The following is a 24,080-nucleotide window of genomic DNA, read 5'->3' on the forward strand; positions in this document are numbered from 1 at the left end:
TATCTTATTGGATATTAATGAGGTTGTCGTCGATATGATAAGACGTATCGAAGAGCTTGTTAATCTGAACTTTATCGTGCTGCAACTGTTCGGCTAAGGCGTCGATAGAATCGAACTTACGCTCGTCTCTTATCTTACTAATAAAACTGACGAGGAGTTCCTGACCATAGAGATCGCCAGAGAAGTTGAAGAGGTTGACCTCCATCGAGGTGGTTGTGCCGTTGAAGGTGGGGCGATGTCCTATGTTCATCATCCCTCGCTTCCAACCAACAGAATCCTTCAAACGCACCAAAACGGCATAAACGCCCGACGCAGGGAGGAGCTGCTGGCAACGTGTCACATCGAGATTGGCGGTTGGAAAACCCATCTTACGCCCGTTCTGATAGCCACTGACGATGCGACTCTCTATCGTGTAATCATATCCCAATAGGCGATTAGCCTCCTCAACCCTACCCTCTCGGAGGCAAGTCCTTATGACTGAAGAGCTTACACGAACGTCGTCAGGCAGGAAGGCATCGGCACGGATGACCTCAATCCCTAACTCCTTACCATAGCGCACATAGTCGTCAAAACATTCCGAACGGTTGTGTCCGAAACGATTGTCGTACCCTATGATGAGTTTTCTTACCTTTAACTCGCCTTGTAGGACGTCTCGCATAAAGTCATGGGCCGTGAGTGCGGCTAAAGAAGCATCGAAGTGCAATACAACAGTATTGTCGACATGCGTCTTGGAGAGCAACAGCAGTTTCTCGTCGAGCGTCGACAGCAAATCAGGCTGATAATCAGTCTGTAACACCTCACGTGGGTGTCGGTCGAAGGTGATTACTGCTGACGACATTCCCGACCGTTGTGCCTCCTCTATGACACGGTCTATCAGAAAACGATGACCACGGTGTACGCCATCAAAGAAGCCGATGGTAGCCACCAATTCAGGCATCTCTCGTGCCTCACCTTTATTTATATATATAATGTTCAATCCTTTTTATCTTATATAATCGCCTAATGGTAAATCCATCTAAACGACATTCTCGTTCCTACTACGAAATCATGAAAGCAATAAAGAACCATGCCCTCCAAAATCGTTCTACGTTTATGCAAAGATACACCAAATCGGTCATAAACCGACCTCGACTCACTCAAAATGTGTTAAAACATTAAATTTCTTTATCATCTATTCTCCTTTTTCCATTTAATTGATTACCTTTGCAGCCGAATTCACGAAATTCAGGACTTGTAGCTCAGTTGGTTAGAGCAACAGACTCATAATCTGGAGGTCCCTGGTTCAAGCCCAGGCTGGTCCACAAATAGGTTTCAAAAGGACGTCAAACAACGCGTCATTTTAGCCTTCAAAACAAGGATAATCGCTGTAAAATCAAGGTTTTACAGCGATTTTTTGTTTTTTATCCATATCCGTTTGACTGCCAAACTATACCTTTTGATAGTCATCATTCGGTCATTTTCTGCTACAGAAATTGCTACACAAAAGCAGGCTCTCAAAAAAATGTAGCAATGAATGGAAAATGACTATCAAATTGACGGCATGCAAAACTTTCGTTTTCAAGAACTTATGTCGAACTTTGTAGCCAAAAAGCTACACTAAAATGATGCGTTATGAAAACAACTTTCAAGGTATCCTACTACCTACGTTCCAACTATGAGAACAAAGAAGGAAAATCACCTGTAATGCTCCGAATATATCTCGGTGGCGAAAAGGCAAATCTTGGATCCACTAAAATTTTTGTGGATAAATCCAAGTGGAGTAACAAAACCAGCAGAATGATTGGCAGAACAGCAGAAGCACTCTCCATTAATGCTTCTATAGATGCACTGACAACAACACTGATGCAGATTTACAGGAAATATGAAACATCAGAAGAACTTTCCATAGACCTTATCAGGTCAGTATTCCTTGGTACAGACAAAGAATATACAACTTTTCTGCCAGTCTTTGATAAGTACATAGACTCCATCACACAACAAGTTGGCAAGACATTAACTAAGTGTACTTTTTATAAGTATAAGGTGGTGAGGCAGAACTTTCAGCATTTCCTACAAGCAAAGTATCATCGCAAGGATATTGGACTGACAGAACTGACAAGTGCCGTTGTTCAGGACTTCGAATTATACCTTACATCTGTTGTAGGTGGTGTGCATAACACAACCACCAAGAAATTGAGAAACCTAAAAACGGTCGTGAACTATGCGAGAAACAGAGGACTTATCATGCATGATCCATTTGCGAATCACAAGCTGCGCTATGAATTGGTAGATCGTGGCTACCTCACAGAAGAAGAGGTACTCCGTATTATGAAGAAGCACTTTGACATAGAACGGCTGGAGTTAGTAAAGAATATTTTTATTTTTTCCTGCTTCACGGGATTAGCCTACATTGACGTATATAATCTTACCTACGATAAAATTGTTACCGTAGAAGACAGACAATGGCTTATCACCAAGAGATACAAGACAAGCGTAGATGAAAACGTCATGTTACTGGACATTCCACTTGCCATTATAAGAAAGTACTACGACATCAATAGAAAAGGGGGGAAAGTCTTTCCTATGATGAGCAACCAGCGTATCAACTCATATTTGAAAGAAATTGCCGACCTTTGTGGCATAAAAAAGAATCTGACCTTCCACATGGCAAGGCATACTTTCGCCACTATGTCTATATCCAAAGGGGTACCAATGGAGTCTGTATCAAAGATGCTTGGACATACAAATATCAGAATAACTCAGATTTATGCACGAATAACAAACAAGAAAGTTGAACGTGACATGGAAGAACTGGCTGGAAAGCTCAGTAAGTTTAATACAGCCATGGGCATATAATATATTAATGTATAACCCTAAAATAATAGACGATTATGGAAACAAAGAAAGAACTATCTTACTTCCGTTTGAAATTAGAGAATTATCTCAGTGAGCATTTCCCCGAAATGCTGAGTGACAAACCATTCATAACGGCAAGAGCCGACGAAGCACTTACCTCCTACTGCGATGCTGTGGCACAAGGCTTCTCGCATCCCGAAGCTGAGACAATGGCAAGTGAAGTCTTATACCAAGGTTTGCACTTTTCCAAGTATGACACGCTTGTATCTGTCTTAGAGAATGAGTTCGAGAAAGAACTCCCTTCTCCTCTTCCTGAAAGACTAACACCAATGCTTCTGAAGAACAAAGCTGTGCAAAGCGTTTTCGACAAGTATGAACTGACGGACGACTTTGGTGCAAGTCCAGAGTATGAGAAACTCTACACCGAACTGACAGGGACAATCGTTCTGATCATCGAGGTTAATAGCCTACCAACAGTCAATAGCGAGAACATGACTTGATGTAACACCATCGGGAGCTTTTGTAGTGTCAAGAGCCAAGATAAACGCTCCGCTCCACACGCCAAGAGTTTGTACAAACACTTGTCTTTGTGTAGCCTGCGCATCTTGTTATTGCTCTTGAAACTATTAAAAGCTCCGATATGAATACATTTATCATGAATCAAGATGTCCACACACCTGCCTTCATCAAGGCAGACGCATCAAACAAAACCGATAATATCAAGCAGCAGCCGATTTCTCCCAAGCAAGTCCGCCGCTTCGGTTGGACACGCTTCATCGAACTCGATATCCTGCTTTCCGTCGTTATCGGTATCATTTGGCTTATCTCAAAGATTGTTACGCCGCAAGTCGTAACTGTCGTCTCTGTCATTGCAGGTTTTCTGATACTACGCTTTATAGTCCGGATAGTTCTGAAAATAACATTTACGCTGCTGAGCATTCTCTTTTGGTTGGCAATTCTCTGTGCCATTCTGCTATGCGTGCTTTGAGAAGCACAGCTCTTTCATGTTATTTCATTAGGTGGTTATCTCGCATTTTGAGATAGCCACCTTTTCTATTTCCCACTACGAGCGTTGCACTTTTGCTTCTTTTCCAATGCTCCACGATATGCGATGACAAGAAGACGGATGCTGTTCCCTTTTTATCCGCAAAGGTAGTACGGGGCATGTGGCTTTCAAAAGGTCTGTGCCGCTTGGTTTGTCTGGAAAATCTCCACACCTACGGGTAGTATTTTCCGACAAAACCTTGTGTAAGCCTGCCCCGCTACCTCTATTTTGCTACAAAAAGGAATCAGCATACTCCGATCTTTGGACGCATAAAAAAAATGTCGCTATGGATAAGCAAAAAGTAAATACAACATCTTCGATGAACAGAAAAGGATATAGCTCCTCCTCTCATTACCGCATTAACCCTACGGCTGAAAAAAGTGAGCAAGTGTTGGCAATTAAGTTTGTACAATGGGACGTTCCCCCGTTGGAGAGCCTTTGTAATAGCAAAGTATATCTCCTGCGTATGAAACTCTATCGTGGCGAAATGATGAGCCGTGAGGAAAAGAATTGGCTATGTGAAGCGGTGAACTCTAATACCTACTTCCGTACTGCCGTTCCCCTACAAGGCTATCGCTTTGACTTCTTCGATGTGCTGAAGAAATACCTTGTCAATCAGTACGGACAATGGACAGAGTATTACGCACCCGACAGAACAAGCCTAAGAGCCTACCTATATGAGCGCATCAATCAGATAGTAGAAATCCCAAAATACTAAGCAATATGAAAGGTACAGAACATTTTACACGGACAATAGCCGAGTATCTCAATCAGCGTGCTATGGCAGACCCATTGTTTGCCCCTAACTTGATGAAACCTAACAAGAATATCGAGGAGTGCATCACCTACATTCTTAATGAAGTGCAGAAAAGCGGTTGCAATGGCTTTGATGATGATGAAATTTTCTCTATGGCTGTTCACTACTACGATGAGGACGATATAGAGGTGGGTAAGGCTGTTTCTTGCCAAGTAGCCGTCAATCACGTTGTGGAACTCACAGAGGAAGAAAAAGCCAAAGCAAGACAGGAAGCCATTAAGCAATATCAGCGTGAGGAACTTGCCAAGTTACAGAGCCGTAACGCACGAGTGAAAAAGACCGAGAATGTAGCAACCCAAGTACAACCATCACTATTTGATTTTTAAGCCTATGAAACCGAGAAACAAATTTGAAAAGGCAGTTTTGGAACAAAGCAAGCATCTTCGCCCGATAACCAAGACACAAAGTAAGTGGGCATTCCGTGAGTGTATTGACCACTTCGCCTACCGCTTGCCAAAAGGTCGCACCACTTGTATGGATTGTGGGCATAGTTGGACAATGGATAAGCCGAAGGACACTTGCACCTGCCCCCATTGCAGGGCAAAGTTGCTGGTCAGGGAAACCTTTGAGCGCAAGTTGCAGCAGAAGCAGTATTTCACCATACTTACTACTTGTGGAGAGTTTCAAGTATTACGTATGTTCCTACTTATCGTGGGTATGGAGAAAGGTTACAAAGCACAGACTTCCATAATAGAGATTGGGCAATATTGGTGGAATATGCAGGGACGAAAAGCTATGGTTGCCATACAGAGGGTTTTGGGACACTATGTTGATACCTTTTCCTATTATAGTCCTATGGCGATACGCAACGATAATGAAGCCTATCAGCATATTGCCTACTCACCCATATATCCGAAGTTCAAGGTTACAAAAATACTTCAGAGAAATGGTTTTAAGGATAATTTCTATGGCATCGTGCCTATCCTGCTTATTCCTGCATTGCTTACAGACAGCCGAGTGGAAACATTGTTAAAAGCAGGTCGCACAGAACATTTACGTTACTTTCTTGGCAACAAGAGGACTTTTGAGGAACTATGGCAGCCCTACAAGATTGCAGTTCGTAACGGCTATGAGATAGCAGACATTTCTCTTTGGAGTGATTATGTAGATACACTTAGAAGATTAGGAAAGGATATTCATAATCCAAAATATTTATGCCCAACAAACCTTAAAGGTGAACACGACCGCAAACACGAAGAACTTCTCAGACAGCGTGAAAGGGAGGAGATTAGACAGAAGCAGCAGAAGGCAATGGAAGACGAAAAACGTTTCAAGGAACTCAAATCCAAATTTTTCGGTATCTGTTTCACGGACGGCACTATCCAAGTCCACGTATTGGAGAGCGTGCAGGAGCATTTGGAAGAAGGTGTATCAATGCACCATTGCGTATTTTCTAATGCATACTACCTCAAGGAGGACTCCCTTATCCTTTCGGCTACCATTGATGGCAAGCGAATAGAAACCATTGAAATGTCTTTACGAACTTTGGAAGTGGTGCAAAGTCGTGGGGTATGCAACAAGAATACGGAATATCACGAGCAAATAGTAAACCTTGTCAATGCCAATCGAGGTCTTATAAGCCGAAGAATGAAAGCGACAGCATAAAGTATGAACCATTAAATTATCAGAGATATGAAGACAGAGATTGAAAACATTATCTACGACTATGCGGATGAGATACCGCATATTCTCATTAGGGTGATTAATGAGATAACCCTATCCGACAACAAAGAGGAGTTAAGGTCGGCTATCAACAAAATAGCCGAAGAAACAGAGCTTGACAAGTTCTTTGCATACGGCTATGGCGCACATCATTTTTGGCTTAAACACCGCAGATTATCCAATGGAGAGCCAAAGGAATACAGGTTATTAAAGGTTGAATTTTAAGATTATGAAGAAGAAAGTTTACAGAGTTCGGACGCAATACATCTTCGATGGAGTGTTTGATGTGGTTGCGGAGAGCAAAGAAGACGCACGGCAAAAAGTCCTGCAAAATTGTGGGTTGGTTATGGGTGGCAGCATTCACAGCACTTTGCCCGATAATGAAATAAACTGGGCATTTGACAGACATCCCAATAAAAGGATAGACAGAATAACGAAAGTGTAGAAATAGTACCTTTAATAAAACTAAGAGCCACGCAAATCGAAAATTTGCGTGGCTTCTTTTCTTTCTCTTTGAACAAGTAGGCGACCAAAGAAAAGAAGCAAAAGAAAGTCGCAGGAAGTTAAAACTTAATACTAAAAAATAAATACCTTTGCAGATGTAATAATAATTTGTATCAATGGAGACTATACATAAACAAGAAGAACTTATCTTCAAAGAATATCAAGCACTTTTAGGTAATAATAGCGAAATCTCTCCAGATGGGTTGCACTATTTGGGAGATTTTTACTATACCAACGATTGCTGGGGCAGAGATTGTGGTGATGAAGAAGAGAAATGGTATCAGTATTGTAATCGAAAACGAGGGTTAGTTGTCCTTACCAAAGAGCTTAACGATGAAAAAGCATGGGATATTAGAGAAGAGCATGCTCGCAAGAATGGAGTTGAAGAGCCAACACCATCCAATCATATATTCTATAGAAACTTACGTAGATGGGTATATGCTCTATTGAATATGGATAATAAGGGGAATATTCCTAATTTTCCTGATATTGAAATTGCTCAAGAATGTTTTGAAACTAAACCCTGGGTAAGAGTGAACCTCAAAAAAGTTCCTGGGGGTAGTTCTATTGATAATGGTCTTTTGGCTCTATATGTCGATAAATTTCGCAGTCTGTTACAGAAACAATTGGTTATATACAAGGATGCCTCTATTTACTTAGATTGCACCCGCCGCTGTGGGATAGATCTCTTGAGAGAATTATATCCAGACATAAAAGCTTTTGGAGATGGAGATGACGAATGGATATATTTCTCGGAAAAGCATCATTTCATTATAGTAAACTCATATCACCCATCATATCCCGTTAGCGGAGGAGAAGAGGCATATTATAACAGGATGAGAAATGCCATACACTCTTTTTTTCAAGAGTATCCAAATTTCTTATAGCAGGAACTAACCTCTTATGGGATATAAAACAGCGCAAACTCAACCTTTCTCCGTTTGACTAACCCACTCAAAACTTTTCCCTTATATCGGCAGAACGAAACATACTCCCGATAGAAGTTTCTGTCTCCAGCTTCTATCTTTCGCAGTAACTTACTCTTGGGGTGCTTGCCATAACCGAGCAATCGCCCCACACCCACATTATAGGCAAGCAATGTAAGTAGCAGCGCATCTTTACCATACCCTTTGAAGTGTTCAAAGCATTTCCAAAGGTCGGCACGGAGCAGTGAGTCCGCCTGCCGTTCTGTCATATCCGCTGTGAAGTGCTCTCCTGGTTGCAACTGATGACCATATCCTACATAAGGAAAATCCTTCGGCTTATTATGGAGTCCCTCAAAGTATTTCACAACAACTACCGCACGCTCAAAAGGTGGCAAGTCTGCCAGCCGCACCCTGCGCTGGGCAAGGGTCGGCTGACAGAACAGGCAGAATACACAAAGTAAAATGAAAGCATTTATCGTTCGCATCAATTACGTTCTTAGTGGCGAGAAGATGCAGGCTTATCCTTGCCCTCTTCTCGCTCGTTGTTGAAACTAAAGGTTAGCTGCTGAACTTTCCCGAAACTATCCTCCACATATACATCAATCGTCTGGCGGTCAGATGACAGCGAAGTGTAGTATAAGCGAAACACGTCCTTTGTAAGCGGATAGCGGTCGTTAGGCTTGAAGACAGTGCCGTTGTCATTTCTTAGCAAGCCCTTGCCATCAGACTGGAAATAACGTATCGTATAGCGAGTGTCGGCAAACTCACCACCTCGCTTCAGCGTGCAGCGTATCTCTGCCGTCTGCCCCCTTATGATGTCCTTCTGAACCGGCATTGTCTCCACCGTAAACGGATAAGACTGCTGAACATCCAAATTCCTATCACAAGCAGATAGGCAAAACACGGCAAAGGTCAGCACACCCATTACCCAAATCGTATTCAATATCTTCTTCATCTTTTCTTCTACTTAAAAGTTAAACCTTAGTCCTGCAGAAACAGCCGGACGAAAACGATGCACGTCCGTTCCAAAGAGGAAACGTCCCTGTGCCTTTACAAGAAAGAGAACCCTGTCCGTTAGGAACACTTCTACCGAACCATGCACGGCACCGCCATAGACAAAGCGGGAACGGTCGAGCAGTGTTGCCCCATCGGGCAGCAGCCTTTTGTCCTCATTCAGTTGCTCGTAGCCACCCAAAGCGGATATACCACCATAGAGAAACACGTTCTTACCTCTGTCGGAGAGAATAGGGTGCATATAGGCCACCTGCAAGAGAGCATCCTTGAGTTTTACGTTATAACTTCTGTACGGCATATTCTGCTGTTCATACTCTGCCATAACAAAGGCATAATTCTCACGACTCAGATATCGGGTGAGTGATGCTCCTATACCGAAATTGTCAGCTGCAAGGAACTTTTCACCCTTAATAAGTGGAACACTCCCTACGATCTCTATTCCCCTTTGCTTGGGTATCAGTCGCTGTGCCTGCGTTGGCAAGCTAAAAGCCATTGCCACCGCTGCACAAACCGATAAAATGATTATCTTCTTCATAATGTCTACCATTTCAGTTTGAGGTTATCAATCTTCTTTGCCAACTGCAGATCTTCCGTCGTTACATAAAAGGTCAGCGTACGACCGCCATTTCTCTCATAGAGTGTCACTTCAAGCTGCTTGTCTTCTGCAAGAGAAAACTGCTCGAGTGCAAACACAGTGTGTTCACTACCCATGCCCTTTACCTGCATCACCTGATGATAGGCACGAAGTGGCTGTAATAGCTGTTCTTGCATAGCGGTACGCTTTGCCATCTTCTTATCTACAACCTTAAAGGTGATAAAATCCACCGAGTACGGCATGTTTGTACCGTTTTCCATTCGAGTGTGGAAATACAGCAAGCCGTTATGGGCATACAAACCACGGAGCAGGAACTTCATGCCGAACTGCTGTGCACCGATATGTTTGATGGTACGCTTGTCGTTCTGATAGATAGTCTGCATCATCAGTTTTACTAATACGGGCGACTCGTTACCGAGTTCCTTAAAGTAAATATCAGAGCGGTTGCTCGGCAGTCTACCTTCTGTTGTAGAGAGAAAATCCTTCATCTCAATGCTGAGCTTCTCCGGCTCATCGGCATACTTCACGTTGAAAGCATAGAAAGAGCCGTCCTCACAGATGACACTCATATTGGTTTCCGTCTCAAAGTCCTTCACTGAAGCCTTTACACGTAGTACGTTCTCTGCATCCTCCGCCTTTCCTGCGATGATGTTCTGTGAACCTAAGTCTACATAGCGGATGGCAGAAGGGAAGATAAGATGCACGGTCTTGTCAAAGGTAACGTCAAGACCATACGGCAGTACGACACGTCCCGTTGGTATGGCACGGCTCATACCTTGAAACAGCTCTCCCGAAGTAAGTGGACGGTTTGGTGTCAGACCATCATTGTTTTCCTGTGCAGTGGCTGTTGCTCCCACCATGGCAAGCATAGCCATTGATAAAATAATTTTCTTCATTGTTCTTTTTGATTTGATGTTATTTTTTACTTATCATTTTCGATTGTTTTATTTGGACTGAACCAAGAAAAGGCGGTAGCCACCCTTGAGCGTTACCTTGATAGTACGCAGTTTCTTCTGAAGCAGCTGACTTGCACCCTGCATCACACCACGTGCAGCCTCTGAGATAATTTGGTCTTTGGCAGAGGAAGCGAAGGTAAAGGATGTGCCCATTGAACCACCGATGTTCGCCCCAACTTCCTTAAGCGCATTGATGTCCTCCGAACCTGGTATATACACGCCCTCCTGTCCGTCTGTGTCATATGCCGAGAGCTTGACAGCTATGATATGGCCGTCCACCTCTATACTTTTGATAAGCAGGTGCATACGGTTACCCTCAATCTTAGCGACGGCTATGAGTCGGCTCTGTCGTGGAATGTGCAGTCCCTGTACCTTGGCAGTTTCAAGCAGACGAAGGACTACATTGTCACCCTCTTTAAGAACAGTAGTCCTGTCCACGACGACTTTCAGCGTATTGCGCATTGTAGGTACAGCCGTGCTTGCAAGCGAATGAAAACCCATATTGCGAGCCTTTTTGCCGTATTCCTCCATAAAGTACACATCGCTCATAGGCTGATCAAGCGAGGATACTATCTGCCTACGCTCTGGCAGAACTTCCATTGCAGGCTTTTCATTCTGCATGATCTTGCCCTTAGCGGCTTCAGAGCCACCTACAGTGTCTTCCGTCTTCTCCTTTCCAGCCGTCAAACCATTATTGAAGGTAGGTGGAGTTGATGCTTTAGGGAGATACTTCGCTGCCATTTGATAGCTCTTTTCCATCAGTGCAAGCTGCCGTTTCTCTTCATTGTCCTCCTTACTATCCTTTTGAGATAGTTCTTTCTTTAGATTATCTATCTCCGAGCGCAAGGCTTCACGCTCCTGCTCGTGTGGTTCGGGAGCGTAAAAAGAGTTCAAGAGCCGATTATTCTCCTCATAGCGATGCATGGAGTTTTCTATCTTTGCCGTAGAAGCAGCTGTCTCTGCACGCTGCTCCTCTGATGGAGCAGTGTTCTGTGCGAAATAGTCCGATAGTCTGCCCATCTCCTCACGGGTCTGTTCTTCCTCGTGTGCCTTGTCGCCTAATTCGTAGGCTTTGAGCTTGTTTTCGGTGAGCTTTTCCGTCGTTGCCTGCGGGATGCTGTCATTGAGTCCCTGCTCCGCAGCAGTCTTATCCTTGCCCGATGGTGCGAAGATAAACCACATCGAAAGGGCAAACAGTAGTCCTAATCCTCCGAAGACCAAGCCTTTCTTCATTTGTTCTTTCTGTTTATTATCCATTTTCTTTGATTGTTTGATGATGTTGTAGGTAAAAATTGCCGTGTAACTCTTGTAAAGTACTGTCCGTCCGTATCGGACTGTCCGTCAGCTTTCCCGTGGGGATGGGTAGTTTTTCCTTCTTTGGAGGAAGGAAAAGCTGCGCTATCATCCAAAGTGAGCAGAGCAGATAGATGAAGCTCAGCCCATAGACGATTTCCTTTCTCTGCCTTATCGTGAGCCTTTCACAACGATGGCGGAGCCATAGGTGAAAGCGCAGATAGTGACGTGAGAGTAAAAAGTTTCTTTTCCTTGCCATAGCCTTATCGTTTATAAGTCTGTATGTCCCTGTTCTCCTTGACAAGGAAGTTCTCCATCAGGAAGCCCTGCGGGTTGTTGTCCGAACGGACTGAGTTCTGCAACGTGCAGGTCGTAATGAGACTGCGCTCTGTAACGTTACTCTGACGGACGATAAACTCCCGTGCATAAGTCGTTACCGCATAAGGGTAAGTATTGAAGTTGCAGTGGATAGAGTCCACCTCTATGCGCTGATTGACATTACCCGATATGGCACGGTTATAATAGCCCTTCTCTGCCAAGTCTTTGTAATAGTTGAAAGCCGACTTGTCACACAGCACAAAAGCACGCTCCATATTCTTTTCGATGGCATCCTTGTCGGGTGCAATGGTGAAGAACAGTTCGTGGAAGCGGCGCACGTGTTCTCTTGCCTCCACGGGACGGTTTCGGCTTGCATCCTGACTGAGGGCAAGCATGAGCGACTTACCCTGATCAAGCACATAGATTTTCTCCCTCTGCTCCTTTGCGAAGCTGTACGAGGCATAGACAGCATAACCGCTTACCGCCACGCAGACGATGGCAAAGACAAAGGCATAGAGTCTTATCTGCCTGAATGAGGTCTCGATATTACCAAGTGATTTGAATTCCATTTCTTTTTTCTTTTATATCTGTTGATTAATTAAGCATAGTTGCTTGATTTCTATTTTCCTTTGAGCAGTGCTCCCTTGATACGTCCACCGACATTTCCCACAGCAGCACCTGCGCCTGCCATAGCAGCCTTGCCACCGGTATATGCACCTTGCGCACCATGCCGTGCTGTCTGGTTGACATTACGACCGTATGAGCCGATACCGCCTCCAGCTTCGATAATCCAGCCTGCCACGGTAGGTACACAGAAGTAGCCTACAATACCGATAAGGAAGAAGACGATGTAGTACCACGTCCCCGAATCAGGCAGGTAGTTAGGGTCACTGAGTGCTTCGATATCCTTCTCTATCATCAGCACCTGTATTTTCGTTAGCAGTGCCGTAAGAATAGAACTGACAGGCAGCCACAGGTAGACAGAGATATAGCGTGAGAACCATGCCGTAAGTGAGCCTGCAAGACCATCCCATACAGCAATGCCGAAGACTATCGGACCGAGAATGGCAAGAACGATGAGTATGAAGGTGCGCAGTGTGTCGATGATAAGTCCTGCAGCATGGAACAGAAGTTCTAAGAGGTCGTGTACCATCTTCATGATCCACTGCTTGGTCTGATAGGCAGCACGCTCGGCATACATACCCGCTATCGTCACAGCATCTTCAGGTCCGATGATGCCCATTTCCTCTATCTTCTCATCGAACTTCTCGTTGGAAACAAGGTAGGCTGTTTCAGGATTTCTAAGGTAGGCTTCCTCTTGCAACTTGTCTCGCTTGGCAGTAAGCTCTGCAAGGTTCCCCTCCTGTTGGTGTACCATCATCTCCGTTCCCTGCACTACGGGCGAGAGAACGGCATTCATCGTACCGAGTACGACTGTCGGGAAGAACATAATGCAGAAGCCTAAGACAAAAGGTCGGAGAAGTGGAAAAACATCTATCGCCTCGGCACGGGCAATGGAAGCCCATACCCGAAGAGCAATATAAAAGAGCGCACCCAAGCCTGCAATGCCTTTGGCAATGCCCGTCATCTGGGCACAGAGCGGCATCATCTCATCGTAGGTCGAATGAAGCAAATCATGTAAACTGGCAAAATCCATAAGCAAAAGTTTTTTATGAAAGTTTTTTCAAGTTCTTTTTTTGTCTGTGGATTTACCAATACCTACTTGCCGTATTACCATAGAGCGCTTTGACAGAAGCAAGGTTGTTCTTCTCCCTTGCACGCACGTAGCTCACGGAAATGTTCTTCCTTGTGTAGTACGATACAAGCGAGCGGTATTCCCTCAGCGTAGTATAGATGCGGTCTATGGACTGCATTCGTTCGTGGTCGTTCATCGAGAAGACATTACTCTTAACGATGGACTTTAGTTCCTTGAGACTCTCACCACTCTGCTCCAAGAGTTTGGCATAGCCCGAAGCCATTGCAGCAAGCTCGGAGGGGCGGAAGTTCTTGTCAGAGAGCATCTTCTTATACGAGGTGACGTAAATCTCCGAGATGTCGCCCACCATCAGGATGCACTCTTTGACCTTATAGGCATCACCAATCAAGTTGTTCACCTTCTTGAGTGCATCGTAATACTTCTTGGTGTCGTTGTAAAGTTTCTCCACCTCCTTGAACCCGTCAAGGGTATTCTTCACCGTCTTGGAGGCGGTGGCTATCTCCTTGACCGAATTGACGATGTTGCCGGCAAAATTACCAGGGTCGGTTACTACCCACTGTGCGTGGGCTTTGGGAACAGAAAGGCTCAATCCTAAGAGAGCCATGAAAATGTACTTTTTCATTGTTACTATAGTTTTGATGGTTTGTACTTATTTCTTTTTATTGTTTCTTTTCTCTATGGCAAGCTGACGGATAGCCGTTTCGATATCACCACCAAGCTGTGCTGCCCTGTTCATCACCTCCACCTTCTCGGTTTCCTCTGTGGTGTAGGTGAGGTATTCCTCCATGCTCACTTCTGTGGCATAGACAGCACTCTGCATACCGCCTAAGCCTATCCAAACCTCCTTGTAGAGTCGGTTCGGGTCATTGTTCTGATTGATGGAGAGTATCTGGCTCTTTTCCTTTTCCGAAAGGCCGAGCATCGCCTGTATGCCATCGAACTTGGTCATATACTTGCGCTGGTCAAGCAGTATCTTGCAGTCAGAGTTGTTGATAATACTTTCCTTGACTATGGGCGACTGAATGATATCGTCTACCTCCTGCGTTACGACAATGGCTTCCCCGAAATACTTTCTCACCGTCTTATAAAGATACTTGATGTAATCTGCCATGTTTGCCGAAGCAATCGCCTTCCATGCTTCCTCAATGAGTATCATCTTGCGAATACCCTTTAATCGGCGCATCTTGTTGATGAAGGCTTCCATGATGATAATCGTGACCACAGGAAAGAGATCTTTGTTGTCCTTCACTTGGTCAATCTCAAAGACGATGAAGCGTTTAGAGAGTAGGTCGATGTTCTTGTCCGAGTTCAGTAGGAAATCATATCGACCACCTTTGTAGTATTGCTTCAATGTCGTCAAGAGGTTGTTGATATTGAAGTCCGAGAGTGTTACCTTGATGTCACGCTTTTCCATATCCTTTCGGTACACGTCCCGCAGATACTCATAGAAAGTATTAAAACAGGGCGTAACGCTGTGGTCAGCACATATCAGCTCGATATAGGAGTTTACGGCAGAACCAAGTTCACCAGCTTCGGTCTTAGTGATATGCTCATCAGCACTTTTCCAAAGCGTAAGCAGTAGCGTGCAGATACTCTCCCTTTTCTCTACATCAAAGAAATAATCATCCGTATAGAAAGGGTTGAAGGATATCGGACTTTCATTGGTATAGGTGAAATACACACCATCCTCGCTCTTAGTCTTGCGGTGGATAAGTTCACACAAGCCTTGATAGGAGTTACCCGTATCGACCAAGAGGACGTGCGCCCCCTGCTCGTAATACTGACGTACCATGTGGTTGGTAAAGAAAGACTTGCCACTACCCGAAGGACCCAAGATAAACTTGTTACGGTTGGTGATGACTCCCTTTTTCATCGGTAAGTCCGATATGTCCAGATGAACAGGTTTTCCTGAAAGGCGGTCTGCCATCTTTATACCGAAGGGAGAGAGCGAGTCCTTGTAGTTTGTCTCTGCCGTAAAGAAACAGAGGGCAGGCTCGATGAAAGTATAAAATGACTCTTCTGCGGGAAAGTCTGCCGCATTGCCGGGAATGCCTGCCCAGTAGAGCGTTGCAGCATCAATGGTGTTGTGGCGAGGATGGCATTCCATAAGAGCAAGTGCAGAGCCCACGTCATTCTTGATCTGGCGAAGTTCTTCCTTGTCTCTACTCCATGCCAGCACGTTGAAGTGGGCACGGATAGATGTCAGCCCCTGTGAGTGAGCAATATTGAGATACTCCTGTATCCACTCCTCGTTGATTTGGTTGCTACGGCTGTAGCGTGCCAGCGAGTGCATATTCCTTGCCTGCTTCTCGAAGCGTTCCAAGTTGACATCGCTGTCCTCGATGAAGAGGTACTGGTTATAGATATGATTGCAGGGTAGCATCAACCCTACGGGTGAGGCAAAGGAAAGACGGCAGTCGCTTCTGTCGGTGGATAACCGCTCATATCAGCTGTCCGTGCTGACGGTTGTAGGCAGGTCGTCCGTGTCGGAAAGAGTATGAAGGCACAGGCGGTTGTCGCCCACACGCACAAGGTCTGCGCCCAAGCGGATGTCCTCCAATGAAGCATGTCCCTCTTCAGAAAGGGAGAAGTAACGGTCCAAGAGACCGCCTTTTTCCTTTGTACCTATCAATTCCTCTTCTGTCATGCGGACAATCCTTATCTGCTCGGTATCGTTGATGATACGCTCGAACTGGTCTACGGCTTCCATGAACTTCATCACCTCGTCCTTGTGGGTAATCTCCTTTGGTAGCAGATGTCCACGGCAGAGCGAAGAGAAATTGCTCTGCTGTGCCATACGCTGCTTGTTGGTCTTGGTCAGGAAGAGATAGACTGAGTGGTGGAGATACGGACGCTCGTTGAAATGCCGTTCAGAAGAACGGGCAAGGAAACTCAGTCCGCCATCGGAGAGCTTTCCTTGATAGTCCTCCTTGATGAACCAGTCCTGCTTGTGCACGATGCTGTAATTGGGTAGCACTTTTATAGCCTTATGCCAGGCAGAGTGCATCGCCTCATACTCTGCAGAAGTGACGGTAAAGAGTTCGGGCAATTCCACACGGAATGCGACCGTGATGTCTGCATCTTTGCTCACTATGCACCCCTGCTCTACAGAGAGTAGCGGAAACTTCGATTCCAAAGTTGTTATCTTACTTTTGTTTCTCATTGCTTCGCTTTTTTGATTGAAGGTTACGGATAAGGTGAAAGGCGGTACGGCGGTTTACAAGGTAGCGTGGGTGCATACGCACTGCTCCCTTTTTCATCAGTCCGTATTGCCCGTACTTTCTATTCATGGTGAACGTTTGCCATACCACAAGGCTGGCACCCACTACACCTATGACAAGACAGGTAACTTGGCTGACTCCACAGAGATAGAGAATGACCACAAGAATAAAGACTGCCAGCAAGCCTCCTGCAAAGAGGAAGAGGTACTGCGCCTTCAAGCCCTTGAACTCTACCGTCCGACCTACACCTTTGTTGATTTCAAATGCAGCCATCGCCTTACAAGAAGAAACTTCTCAAGATAGTAGCAGCCACGATGAGGAAGATACACGCACCGAACCAAGAGGCTGCGGTCTTGCTCGTATCGGGGTCACCACTTGAGAACTTGTTGTACACTTTAATGCCTCCAATCAACCCCACTACCGCCCCTACGGCATAAATGAGTTTCGTGCCGGGATCGAAGTAGGAGGTTACCATTTTTGTAGCTTCATTGATACCGGCAATACCATTGCCTTGTGCGTATGCTCCTATGGTGGCAGTCATCAGCAGGAGCATCATCAGTGTAATTTTTTTGTTCATTTGTATGTTATAATTTTAAGTGTGATAAAATTGCTTGTTCTTAAAAGGAAGGGGAAAGAGAGGCACATTTTCATGTGGAAACCTTGTAGCTGTTAATGAGCCGTTTTCTTTTCCCGCTTCCATCGTTGATTGTTTACAGATAATATGAAAGAGGCTTGTCGTCGTCATTATCGGATGAAGTGTCAGAAGCGCTTGAATCTGCCGGTATTGAGTTTTGAGAAAACGACATTGCTTGTTGCTCGCTTTGTTCTTCCGCTTTACGGATTTTCTCCAATAGCGAAGTTTGCTCACCCTGCATCTTGGCGATGTTCTCCTTGTACTTATCCAATAGATCTGAGTCTTGAAGCTGCCGAATGGTCTCTTTGACTTCTTTCTCATCAGCCTCCTCACAGTTCTTTGCCCATTTTTGCAGGCGGACTAAGTCACGTGCGAGGACGGACTGCCCTGACATCTCTGTTTCGTCTGATGTGGACTCAATGGGCAGAATTAATTCCTCACGGGCGACCTCATTCTCATCAACTCGCTCCATCTCGAAATTAACGTCCATCTCGTTGTCCTCTTCCTTCATGTCCTCTTTCTTTTCGGAGTTCTGAGGTGCAAAATTATTACTATTCTGCTCTGAATTTTCAGATGAAGAAGCAGAGGGAACTTGTGGGATAATAGGGGAAATGGAACGGCTTTTGCCAATCAGCACAAACTCGGCTTGATCTTCTTTTCCTTCTCCTTTTTGTCCGTCTTTTTCCTTCGTCGCTTCATTCTCCTTAGTCTGCTCATTGCCCTTTTTATTTTTCTTGATAAGGATGCCATACGGAGATACATACCGCATATAGAAGTACAGGATACCCAGCATTATCCAAATGATGATGAGTATCAGTATAAAACTGAAAAGTATTGTTTCCATCATAGTGTTATTGTTGTCTTGCGTCTTTGTTTTGCTGCCGCACTGTTGAGCAATTCCAAATGTTCACGCAGGTGTTCCCTAAGAATGTTGTCTATATATGCGGCTATGGAAACACGCTCCCCCAAGTCCTGCAACACGTTGCGCAGGTTCTGCAGCGTTTCCAGATTAATGGAGAAGGCTGTCCGCATTTGGGAGCGGACGGGATGAAAGTACAGGGAACGGTAGTCCTCTATGGAAAGGGAGGACACGCCGGGCTTTTCCATTCTCGGCTTCCTTTCCCGTTTCTGTTCCGTGTTCCCCGTTTCCTCTCTTTCTATTTCATCTACCGGTTTTTCTTTTGCTGTTTTCGTTTCTTTCGTCTCTTCTAAATTATTGTCTTCCTCCCCTGATGCTGCAGGGGAGAACTCAGTATCCTCGGAAGGGTCGAAGGAGTTTGGTATCGTGACAGGTTTCACCACGACATTGTCCTCTGCCATTTTCTTCAGTTTGTTTTCCAGCTGTTGCTTTCTTTCCTCAATCGTTGCCATTTTCTGTTTTCGTTTTTAGTTTGAGACGTTGAATTATCTCATTGACGAGTTCGTCCAGCCCTGTACCCATTCGTAATCCCCTTGCAGGAGGCTGATAGGTAGAGCGGAACACTCCGCGCAGTCCGTATGTGGAAAGTTCGTGAGAGAAGCGGTGCGTGGCATATACATAGCCGGGCAGGAGCGTGAGTTCGTATTCGTCGATGAGCTTTGTATATTCATCGATGATGATGTTCCTTACTCTTCTGTCCACCTTATTCCAGAACAGGATAATGTCCTTTATCCGGGAGTCGGACATCGAAACTCCAATCTCCGTGATAGTCTTGGCGTATGCCAGACATGAAACCAGCGACTGAATATCGGCTTCAATCGGAGAAAGGATATAGTCCATCTGAAGGGACAGTTCCATCAGTTCGGTTGTTCCGGCATGTCCCGGGAAATCAAATATAACCAACTGGTACTTCTCGTTGCTGATTCCGTCGATTTTACTTCGTGCAGTCCTGACGGCTTCCTTGGGTGCGGACTTGTAAATTCTATATGCTTTTTTGCCAAGGTGATGAAAGTACTCTTGCATGGATTTGGAAAGTTCTTCGCTCTCCTGAACGATACTTTTCTCACGTTCCCTCAGTTTGTAGAAAGAGTCTTGCGACAGGTCGCAGTCCATCACGAAGAGGTTGATGCCTTGTTCGTAGTACAATATGCTGCTTACGATTTCGGCAAGAGTACTTTTTCCCACTCCTCCCTTTTGGGAAGAGAAGCCCAGAAAAAGGGGGCGTTGTTCTTTGTTCTCCATAATGATAATTTCTTAGTTCATATTATTTGTCTATTTGATGTTTGGATATTCTCTCATTATTAAGAGTCATCAGCAGACAGTTTGCTCTGACTGCGTATGGTTCGGGCGATAGTCCAAAAGGACGATTTCAAGTTCTTACAATTTGTTGTATTGACAATAGTTTGTCATGACAATAAATTGTTATGAATATGTATTGTTCCTTCTTGTCATCTTTGGTGCAAGCAGGCGATAATATGATATATCTTTTGCTTGTGTTATCATACCATTGTTCGCTCGTTCTGATTGCAAAATAAATGATATTTCTGCTGATTTTATTACAGCGATGAAGTGCAGGGAAATACGAGGAAAAAGAGTGAATATCTCTGATAATGAGATATTTGAAAATCTGCCGTAACTTTGCAGGCGAGAATAATACATGGAGGTAACGTCCCGAAGCAGACACCCCAAAAGGGTGGATACTTCAATCGTATCAACTCTTAATATTGGCAAGGTGTGTCTTTGTAACACAAACCGCCGTTTGTACCACAAAGACCCTTGCCCCGAAGGGGAGATGAATTACTCCAAAGTCGTAATTAAGAAAACAGAAAGGATATGAATAAGGACAAGGAACATGGTTCAGAACGAAAACAAGCAGAAAAGCCCCGTTGGGACAACTGGCATGTACGGTTGCCCAACCCCAAAGACCAGCAACGGGCGATTGATTTGTTTCAGCGTTCAGGGGCGCAGACCAAGTCGGATTTTGTGCGTGGTCGTATTCTTGGAGAGAGTTTCAAAGTGATTATGGTGGACAAATCTGCCGTGGAATATTACCGAAAGCTCTCAGAATTGACGGCGCAAATCCATAAGATTGGCGTGCTGTATAACCAAGCCGTGCGTGCCATCAACAGCTATCACAGCATAAAGACTGCACAGATTATGCTTGAGAAGTTGGAGAAATTGTCGGCTCAAATCATTGCCTTGCAAGAACAGGCTATCAATCTAACCATTGATTATAGAAAGAAGAAGTATTGAGAATTTAGTTAGAAAAATGATAGCAAAAATTTCAGCAACGGAGAACCTCGGAGGGGCATTGGGCTACAACTTCAAAAAGGTGGAGAAAGGGGAAGCAAGCATTCTCCTTGCTCAAGGCTTGTATCAAAACAAAGAGGGAACTTATACGATGGCTGAAGTATTTACCGATATGCAAGCACTTATCTCGGAGAAACACCGAACAAAAAAGATGGTGTTCCATTGTTCGCTCAATCCGCACCCAGACGAGAAACTCTCTGATGAAACACTCATGCAGATTGCAAGAGAGTATATGGAAGCACTCGGCTATGGCAACCAACCCTATATCGTATTCAAGCACAACGACATCGCCCGTGAGCATATACACATTGTTTCACTTCGGGTGGACAGTCGTGGGCAGAAGATTAACGACAGATTTGAAAAGCGAAGGAGCAAGAAGATTACCGATGCTTTGGAAAGGAAGTATAACCTTATTCCGAGTTCAAAGGTTAGTGAGAAAGCGGTAACAGAAACGCCCAAAATTGATACTACCCAAAGAAATATCAAGGAGCAGGTGGCAAGTGCCCTTCGCATGGTGCTGAAACATTATACGTTCTGTTCCTTGGGCGAACTGAACGCCATCCTTTCTGCATACAACCTTACCGTAGAGGAAGTCAAGACAGAGTTTCGGGGAAAGAAATATGACGGACTGGTTTATGTCCCAACTGATGATAAGGGTGACAAGGTAAGCACACCCATCCATGCCTCCGACATCGGTCGTGGTGTGGGCTATACTGCCGTACAGAACAGGATGCAAAAGTCGAAACAAGCTATCAAGCCATTGATACCTGCTATCAGGAACAAGGTTTTGCAAACAATGCGTACCTCTCCAAAGACGGAGGAAGAACTTCAGCAAAGACTGGAGGAACAGGGCTTGCGGGTGGTCATCCGAAAGAATGAGGGTGGGCGCATCTATGGCATCACGTTCATTGACGACAAGGAGGGCATTGCGCTCAATGGTTCTCGATTGGGTAAGGGATATGCCGCTAACGTATTCAATGGCTATTTCTCCAATCCAACACATAATCCATTCTTAGATGAAACGCTGTATGGCAGTCTGTCTGCCCGTTTGGATCAATCTGCAACCGTTCACCCTTCGCAGCTAAATACGGAGGAAAGCGACAACCTTGTCGATGAACTTATCGAGGATATGGCAGATGGTTCTTTCCTATCTACGGGCAACGATGATTGGAAAGAAGCTGCATGGCAGCGTAAGCTCCGAAAACTAAGTAAGGTAAATATTAGACGAAGAAAACATTAAATAAACGAGCATTTCTATCTCCCCTCCCTTCGGAGGGTTGGGGGAGGCTACAAAAACAGCATTATGGCACAAGAAGATGATTTAAGGGCATTAGGTAAAGTCATGGACTTTATGCGGGGTATATCGGTGATATTCCTCTTGATAAATTGTTATTGGTTCTGCTACGAGGCTTTTCATGTCTGGGGTTTTACGCTTGGAATCATTGATAAGATACTGATGAATTTCCAGCGTACCACAGGATTGTTTTCGTCTATCCTTTGGACAAAACTCTTTTGTGTGGTTTTCCTTGCCTTGTCCTGCCTTGGGACAAAAGGCGTGAAAGAGGAGAAAATCACTTGGCCAAAGATTTGGACGGTGCTTTTCTCAGGCTTCGTCTTTTTCTTTCTCAATTGGTGGCTGCTGGTACTGCCCATCGGCAAGGTTGGGGCAGCTACTCTATATATCTTCACACTGTCCGTGGGTTATATCTGCCTGCTGATGGGTGGCGTATGGATGAGCCGACTACTCAAAAACAACCTAATGGACGATGTGTTTAATACTGAGAATGAGAGTTTCATGCAGGAAACTCGGTTGATGGAAAATGAATACTCCGTCAATCTTCCTACACGCTTCTACTATAAGAAGAAATGGAACAATGGTTGGATTAACGTGGTCAATCCGTTCCGTGCATCGATGGTGCTCGGCACACCGGGTTCTGGTAAGTCGTATGCTATCGTGAACAATTACATCAAGCAGCAGATTGAAAAAGGCTTTGCCATGTACATCTACGACTATAAGTTTCCCGATCTTTCCGAGATTGCTTATAATCACCTGCTTAATCACTTGGATGCCTACAAGGTAAAGCCGCAGTTCTATGTCATCAACTTCGATGATCCGAGAAAGTCGCATCGTTGCAATCCCATCAATCCTGCCTTTATGACAGATATATCGGATGCCTACGAGAGTGCCTATACCATCATGCTCAACCTTAACCGCTCGTGGATACAGAAGCAGGGAGATTTCTTTGTGGAGTCGCCTATTATTCTATTGGCAGCCATCATCTGGTTTCTGAAAATTTATGAGAACGGAAAGTATTGCACCTTTCCTCATGCCATCGAGTTCCTGAACCGCCCTTATGCACAGATTTTCCCTATACTCACCTCCTACGATGAGCTTGCCAACTACCTTTCACCCTTTATGGATGCTTGGGAGGGAGGAGCGCAGGACCAGTTGCAGGGACAGATTGCCAGTGCCAAGATACCGCTGTCTCGTATGATAAGCCCTGCCCTTTATTGGGTGATGACGGGTGATGATTTCTCGCTTGATATCAACAATCCCAATGAGCCGAAAGTGCTTGTCGTAGGGAATAATCCCGACCGTCAGAATATCTATTCGGCAGCACTCGGTTTGTATAACAGTCGTATTGTGAAGCTCATCAACAAGAAGAAGCAACTCAAATCCTCAGTGATTATCGATGAGTTGCCAACCATCTACTTTCGTGGGCTTGACAACCTCATAGCTACTGCACGAAGCAATAAAGTTGCCGTATGTTTGGGCTTTCAAGACTTCTCACAACTTACCCGTGATTATGGCGACAAAGAGAGCAAGGTAATACAGAACACTGTAGGTAACGTGTTCTCTGGACAAGTGGTAGGAGAAACAGCCAAGACACTTTCTGAGCGGTTTGGAAAGGTGCTCCAGCAACGCCAATCCATGACCATCAACCGCAATGACAAGTCCACCTCTATCTCCACACAGATGGACAGTCTCATTCCAGCATCCAAAATCAGTAACCTCACACAAGGTATGTTCGTAGGTGCGGTATCCGACAACTTCGACGAACGTATCGAACAAAAGATCTTCCACGCTGAGATTGTTGTGGATTCTGCACAAATTTCTGCGGAGATGAAGACCTACAAGTCCATCCCTGAAATCAATACGTTCCGAAACGCAGTTGGCTCCGACAATCTCAAAGAGATTATCGAAGGCAACTACCATAAGATTAAAAGAGAAATACTCTCGCTTGTAGATTCTGAAATCGAACGAATTAAAAGCGACCCTTTGCTTTGTCATCTTATAAAACTGTAATATACCA

27 protein-coding genes, 1 tRNA gene and 1 pseudogene are annotated in these 24,080 nt (G+C 44.8%); 13 read left to right on the forward strand and 16 right to left on the reverse strand.

What is annotated here, in order from left to right; genetic code table 11:
* Nucleotides 1-4 precede the first annotated feature (4 nt).
* Nucleotides 5-976, reverse strand: a complete 972-nt coding sequence (locus AXF23_RS00905; RefSeq protein ID WP_107623965.1) for a bifunctional riboflavin kinase/FAD synthetase — start codon at nt 974-976, stop codon at nt 5-7.
* 251 nt (nt 977-1,227) lie between these two features.
* On the opposite strand from AXF23_RS00905, the gene AXF23_RS00910 reads away from it, so the two are divergent.
* From AXF23_RS00910 to AXF23_RS00960, 10 genes are all read left to right on the forward strand, one after another.
* Nucleotides 1,228-1,301 (forward strand) — tRNA-Ile (locus AXF23_RS00910).
* Nucleotides 1,302-1,611: 310 nt separating this feature from the next.
* Nucleotides 1,612-2,835: a site-specific integrase gene (locus AXF23_RS00915; protein WP_107623966.1), complete on the forward strand. Its 1,224-nt coding sequence runs from the start codon at nt 1,612-1,614 to the stop codon at nt 2,833-2,835.
* Between the two features lie 35 nt (nt 2,836-2,870).
* Nucleotides 2,871-3,335 (forward strand): DUF1896 domain-containing protein, encoded by a 465-nt coding sequence (locus tag AXF23_RS00920; RefSeq protein ID WP_008824114.1) that lies wholly within the window; start codon nt 2,871-2,873, stop codon nt 3,333-3,335.
* 140 nt (nt 3,336-3,475) lie between these two features.
* Nucleotides 3,476-3,823 (forward strand): hypothetical protein, encoded by a 348-nt coding sequence (locus AXF23_RS00925; protein ID WP_107623967.1) that lies wholly within the window; start codon nt 3,476-3,478, stop codon nt 3,821-3,823.
* Between the two features lie 343 nt (nt 3,824-4,166).
* Nucleotides 4,167-4,598, forward strand: coding sequence for a hypothetical protein (locus AXF23_RS00935; protein ID WP_004364805.1), 432 nt, complete (start codon nt 4,167-4,169; stop codon nt 4,596-4,598).
* Between the two features lie 5 nt (nt 4,599-4,603).
* Nucleotides 4,604-5,023 (forward strand): PcfK-like family protein, encoded by a 420-nt coding sequence (locus AXF23_RS00940; RefSeq protein WP_009236093.1) that lies wholly within the window; start codon nt 4,604-4,606, stop codon nt 5,021-5,023.
* A gap of 4 nt (nt 5,024-5,027) precedes the next feature.
* Complete coding sequence (locus AXF23_RS00945; RefSeq protein WP_107625757.1) at nt 5,028-6,302, forward strand: PcfJ domain-containing protein; 1,275 nt, start codon at nt 5,028-5,030, stop codon at nt 6,300-6,302.
* A 27-nt stretch (nt 6,303-6,329) separates the two neighbouring features.
* Nucleotides 6,330-6,584 carry a hypothetical protein gene (locus AXF23_RS00950; protein ID WP_107623968.1) on the forward strand — a complete coding sequence of 85 codons (255 nt, stop codon included), beginning with the start codon at nt 6,330-6,332 and terminating at the stop codon, nt 6,582-6,584.
* A 4-nt stretch (nt 6,585-6,588) separates the two neighbouring features.
* Nucleotides 6,589-6,804 (forward strand): hypothetical protein, encoded by a 216-nt coding sequence (locus AXF23_RS00955; RefSeq protein WP_107623969.1) that lies wholly within the window; start codon nt 6,589-6,591, stop codon nt 6,802-6,804.
* A 175-nt stretch (nt 6,805-6,979) separates the two neighbouring features.
* Nucleotides 6,980-7,750 carry a hypothetical protein gene (locus AXF23_RS00960; RefSeq protein ID WP_107623970.1) on the forward strand — a complete coding sequence of 257 codons (771 nt, stop codon included), beginning with the start codon at nt 6,980-6,982 and terminating at the stop codon, nt 7,748-7,750.
* A 14-nt stretch (nt 7,751-7,764) separates the two neighbouring features.
* Here the strand turns inward: AXF23_RS00960 and AXF23_RS00965 are convergent, their stop codons facing one another.
* The 15 genes and pseudogenes from AXF23_RS00965 to AXF23_RS01035 form a co-directional block, all read right to left on the reverse strand.
* Nucleotides 7,765-8,274, reverse strand: a complete 510-nt coding sequence (locus AXF23_RS00965) for a glycoside hydrolase family protein (protein ID WP_107623971.1) — start codon at nt 8,272-8,274, stop codon at nt 7,765-7,767.
* Nucleotides 8,275-8,285: 11 nt separating this feature from the next.
* Nucleotides 8,286-8,744 (reverse strand): DUF3872 domain-containing protein, encoded by a 459-nt coding sequence (locus AXF23_RS00970; protein ID WP_107623972.1) that lies wholly within the window; start codon nt 8,742-8,744, stop codon nt 8,286-8,288.
* A 12-nt stretch (nt 8,745-8,756) separates the two neighbouring features.
* Nucleotides 8,757-9,350, reverse strand: a complete 594-nt coding sequence (locus tag AXF23_RS00975) for a conjugal transfer protein TraO (protein ID WP_107623973.1) — start codon at nt 9,348-9,350, stop codon at nt 8,757-8,759.
* Nucleotides 9,344-10,294 (reverse strand): conjugative transposon protein TraN, encoded by a 951-nt coding sequence (traN, locus tag AXF23_RS00980; RefSeq protein WP_107623974.1) that lies wholly within the window; start codon nt 10,292-10,294, stop codon nt 9,344-9,346. The genes AXF23_RS00975 and traN overlap by 7 nt, the downstream gene beginning before the upstream one ends.
* A 48-nt stretch (nt 10,295-10,342) precedes the next feature.
* On the reverse strand, nt 10,343-11,611 hold the full coding sequence (gene traM, locus AXF23_RS00985; RefSeq protein WP_107623975.1) for a conjugative transposon protein TraM: 1,269 nt from the start codon (nt 11,609-11,611) through the stop codon (nt 10,343-10,345).
* Nucleotides 11,604-11,906, reverse strand: a complete 303-nt coding sequence (locus AXF23_RS00990; RefSeq protein ID WP_107623976.1) for a hypothetical protein — start codon at nt 11,904-11,906, stop codon at nt 11,604-11,606. The genes traM and AXF23_RS00990 overlap by 8 nt, the downstream gene beginning before the upstream one ends.
* 4 nt (nt 11,907-11,910) lie before the next feature.
* Complete coding sequence (gene traK, locus AXF23_RS00995; RefSeq protein WP_107623977.1) at nt 11,911-12,534, reverse strand: conjugative transposon protein TraK; 624 nt, start codon at nt 12,532-12,534, stop codon at nt 11,911-11,913.
* A 50-nt stretch (nt 12,535-12,584) separates the two neighbouring features.
* Nucleotides 12,585-13,622, reverse strand: a complete 1,038-nt coding sequence (gene traJ, locus AXF23_RS01000) for a conjugative transposon protein TraJ (protein WP_107623978.1) — start codon at nt 13,620-13,622, stop codon at nt 12,585-12,587.
* Nucleotides 13,623-13,674: 52 nt separating this feature from the next.
* A complete protein-coding gene (locus AXF23_RS01005) occupies nt 13,675-14,304 on the reverse strand; it encodes a DUF4141 domain-containing protein (protein WP_004378851.1) in 630 nt (209 codons plus the stop codon).
* 27 nt (nt 14,305-14,331) lie between these two features.
* Nucleotides 14,332-16,845, reverse strand: a pseudogene (locus AXF23_RS01010) (TraG family conjugative transposon ATPase).
* Complete coding sequence (locus AXF23_RS01015) at nt 16,829-17,176, reverse strand: DUF4133 domain-containing protein (RefSeq protein ID WP_107623979.1); 348 nt, start codon at nt 17,174-17,176, stop codon at nt 16,829-16,831. The pseudogene AXF23_RS01010 and the gene AXF23_RS01015 overlap by 17 nt, the downstream one beginning before the upstream one ends.
* Nucleotides 17,177-17,180: 4 nt before the next feature.
* A complete protein-coding gene (locus tag AXF23_RS01020) occupies nt 17,181-17,480 on the reverse strand; it encodes a DUF4134 domain-containing protein (RefSeq protein WP_004342556.1) in 300 nt (99 codons plus the stop codon).
* Nucleotides 17,481-17,613: 133 nt separating this feature from the next.
* On the reverse strand, nt 17,614-18,384 hold the full coding sequence (locus AXF23_RS01025; protein WP_107623980.1) for a hypothetical protein: 771 nt from the start codon (nt 18,382-18,384) through the stop codon (nt 17,614-17,616).
* A complete protein-coding gene (locus AXF23_RS01030) occupies nt 18,381-18,908 on the reverse strand; it encodes a DUF3408 domain-containing protein (RefSeq protein WP_107623981.1) in 528 nt (175 codons plus the stop codon). Before AXF23_RS01030 ends, AXF23_RS01025 begins: the two co-directional genes overlap by 4 nt.
* Nucleotides 18,895-19,698 (reverse strand): division plane positioning ATPase MipZ, encoded by an 804-nt coding sequence (locus AXF23_RS01035; RefSeq protein WP_107623982.1) that lies wholly within the window; start codon nt 19,696-19,698, stop codon nt 18,895-18,897. Before AXF23_RS01035 ends, AXF23_RS01030 begins: the two co-directional genes overlap by 14 nt.
* A gap of 591 nt (nt 19,699-20,289) precedes the next feature.
* Here AXF23_RS01035 and AXF23_RS01040 point away from each other — a divergent pair.
* The 3 genes from AXF23_RS01040 (at nt 20,290) to mobC (ending at nt 24,073) form a co-directional block, all read left to right on the forward strand.
* Nucleotides 20,290-20,709: a plasmid mobilization protein gene (locus tag AXF23_RS01040; RefSeq protein ID WP_107623983.1), complete on the forward strand. Its 420-nt coding sequence runs from the start codon at nt 20,290-20,292 to the stop codon at nt 20,707-20,709.
* 16 nt (nt 20,710-20,725) lie between these two features.
* The gene (mobB, locus tag AXF23_RS01045; RefSeq protein ID WP_107623984.1) at nt 20,726-22,006 is read left to right on the forward strand and encodes a conjugal transfer protein MobB; all 1,281 of its coding nucleotides are present in this window, start codon (nt 20,726-20,728) and stop codon (nt 22,004-22,006) included.
* A 63-nt stretch (nt 22,007-22,069) separates the two neighbouring features.
* Entirely contained in the window at nt 22,070-24,073 is a 2,004-nt protein-coding gene (mobC, locus tag AXF23_RS01050) for a conjugal transfer protein MobC (RefSeq protein ID WP_107623985.1), read from the forward strand.
* Nucleotides 24,074-24,080: the final 7 nt, after the last annotated feature.

Origin of the sequence: Prevotella sp. oral taxon 313 (genome assembly GCF_003043935.1) — a bacterium.
GTDB classification, from domain to species: Bacteria; Bacteroidota; Bacteroidia; order Bacteroidales; family Bacteroidaceae; genus Prevotella; species Prevotella jejuni.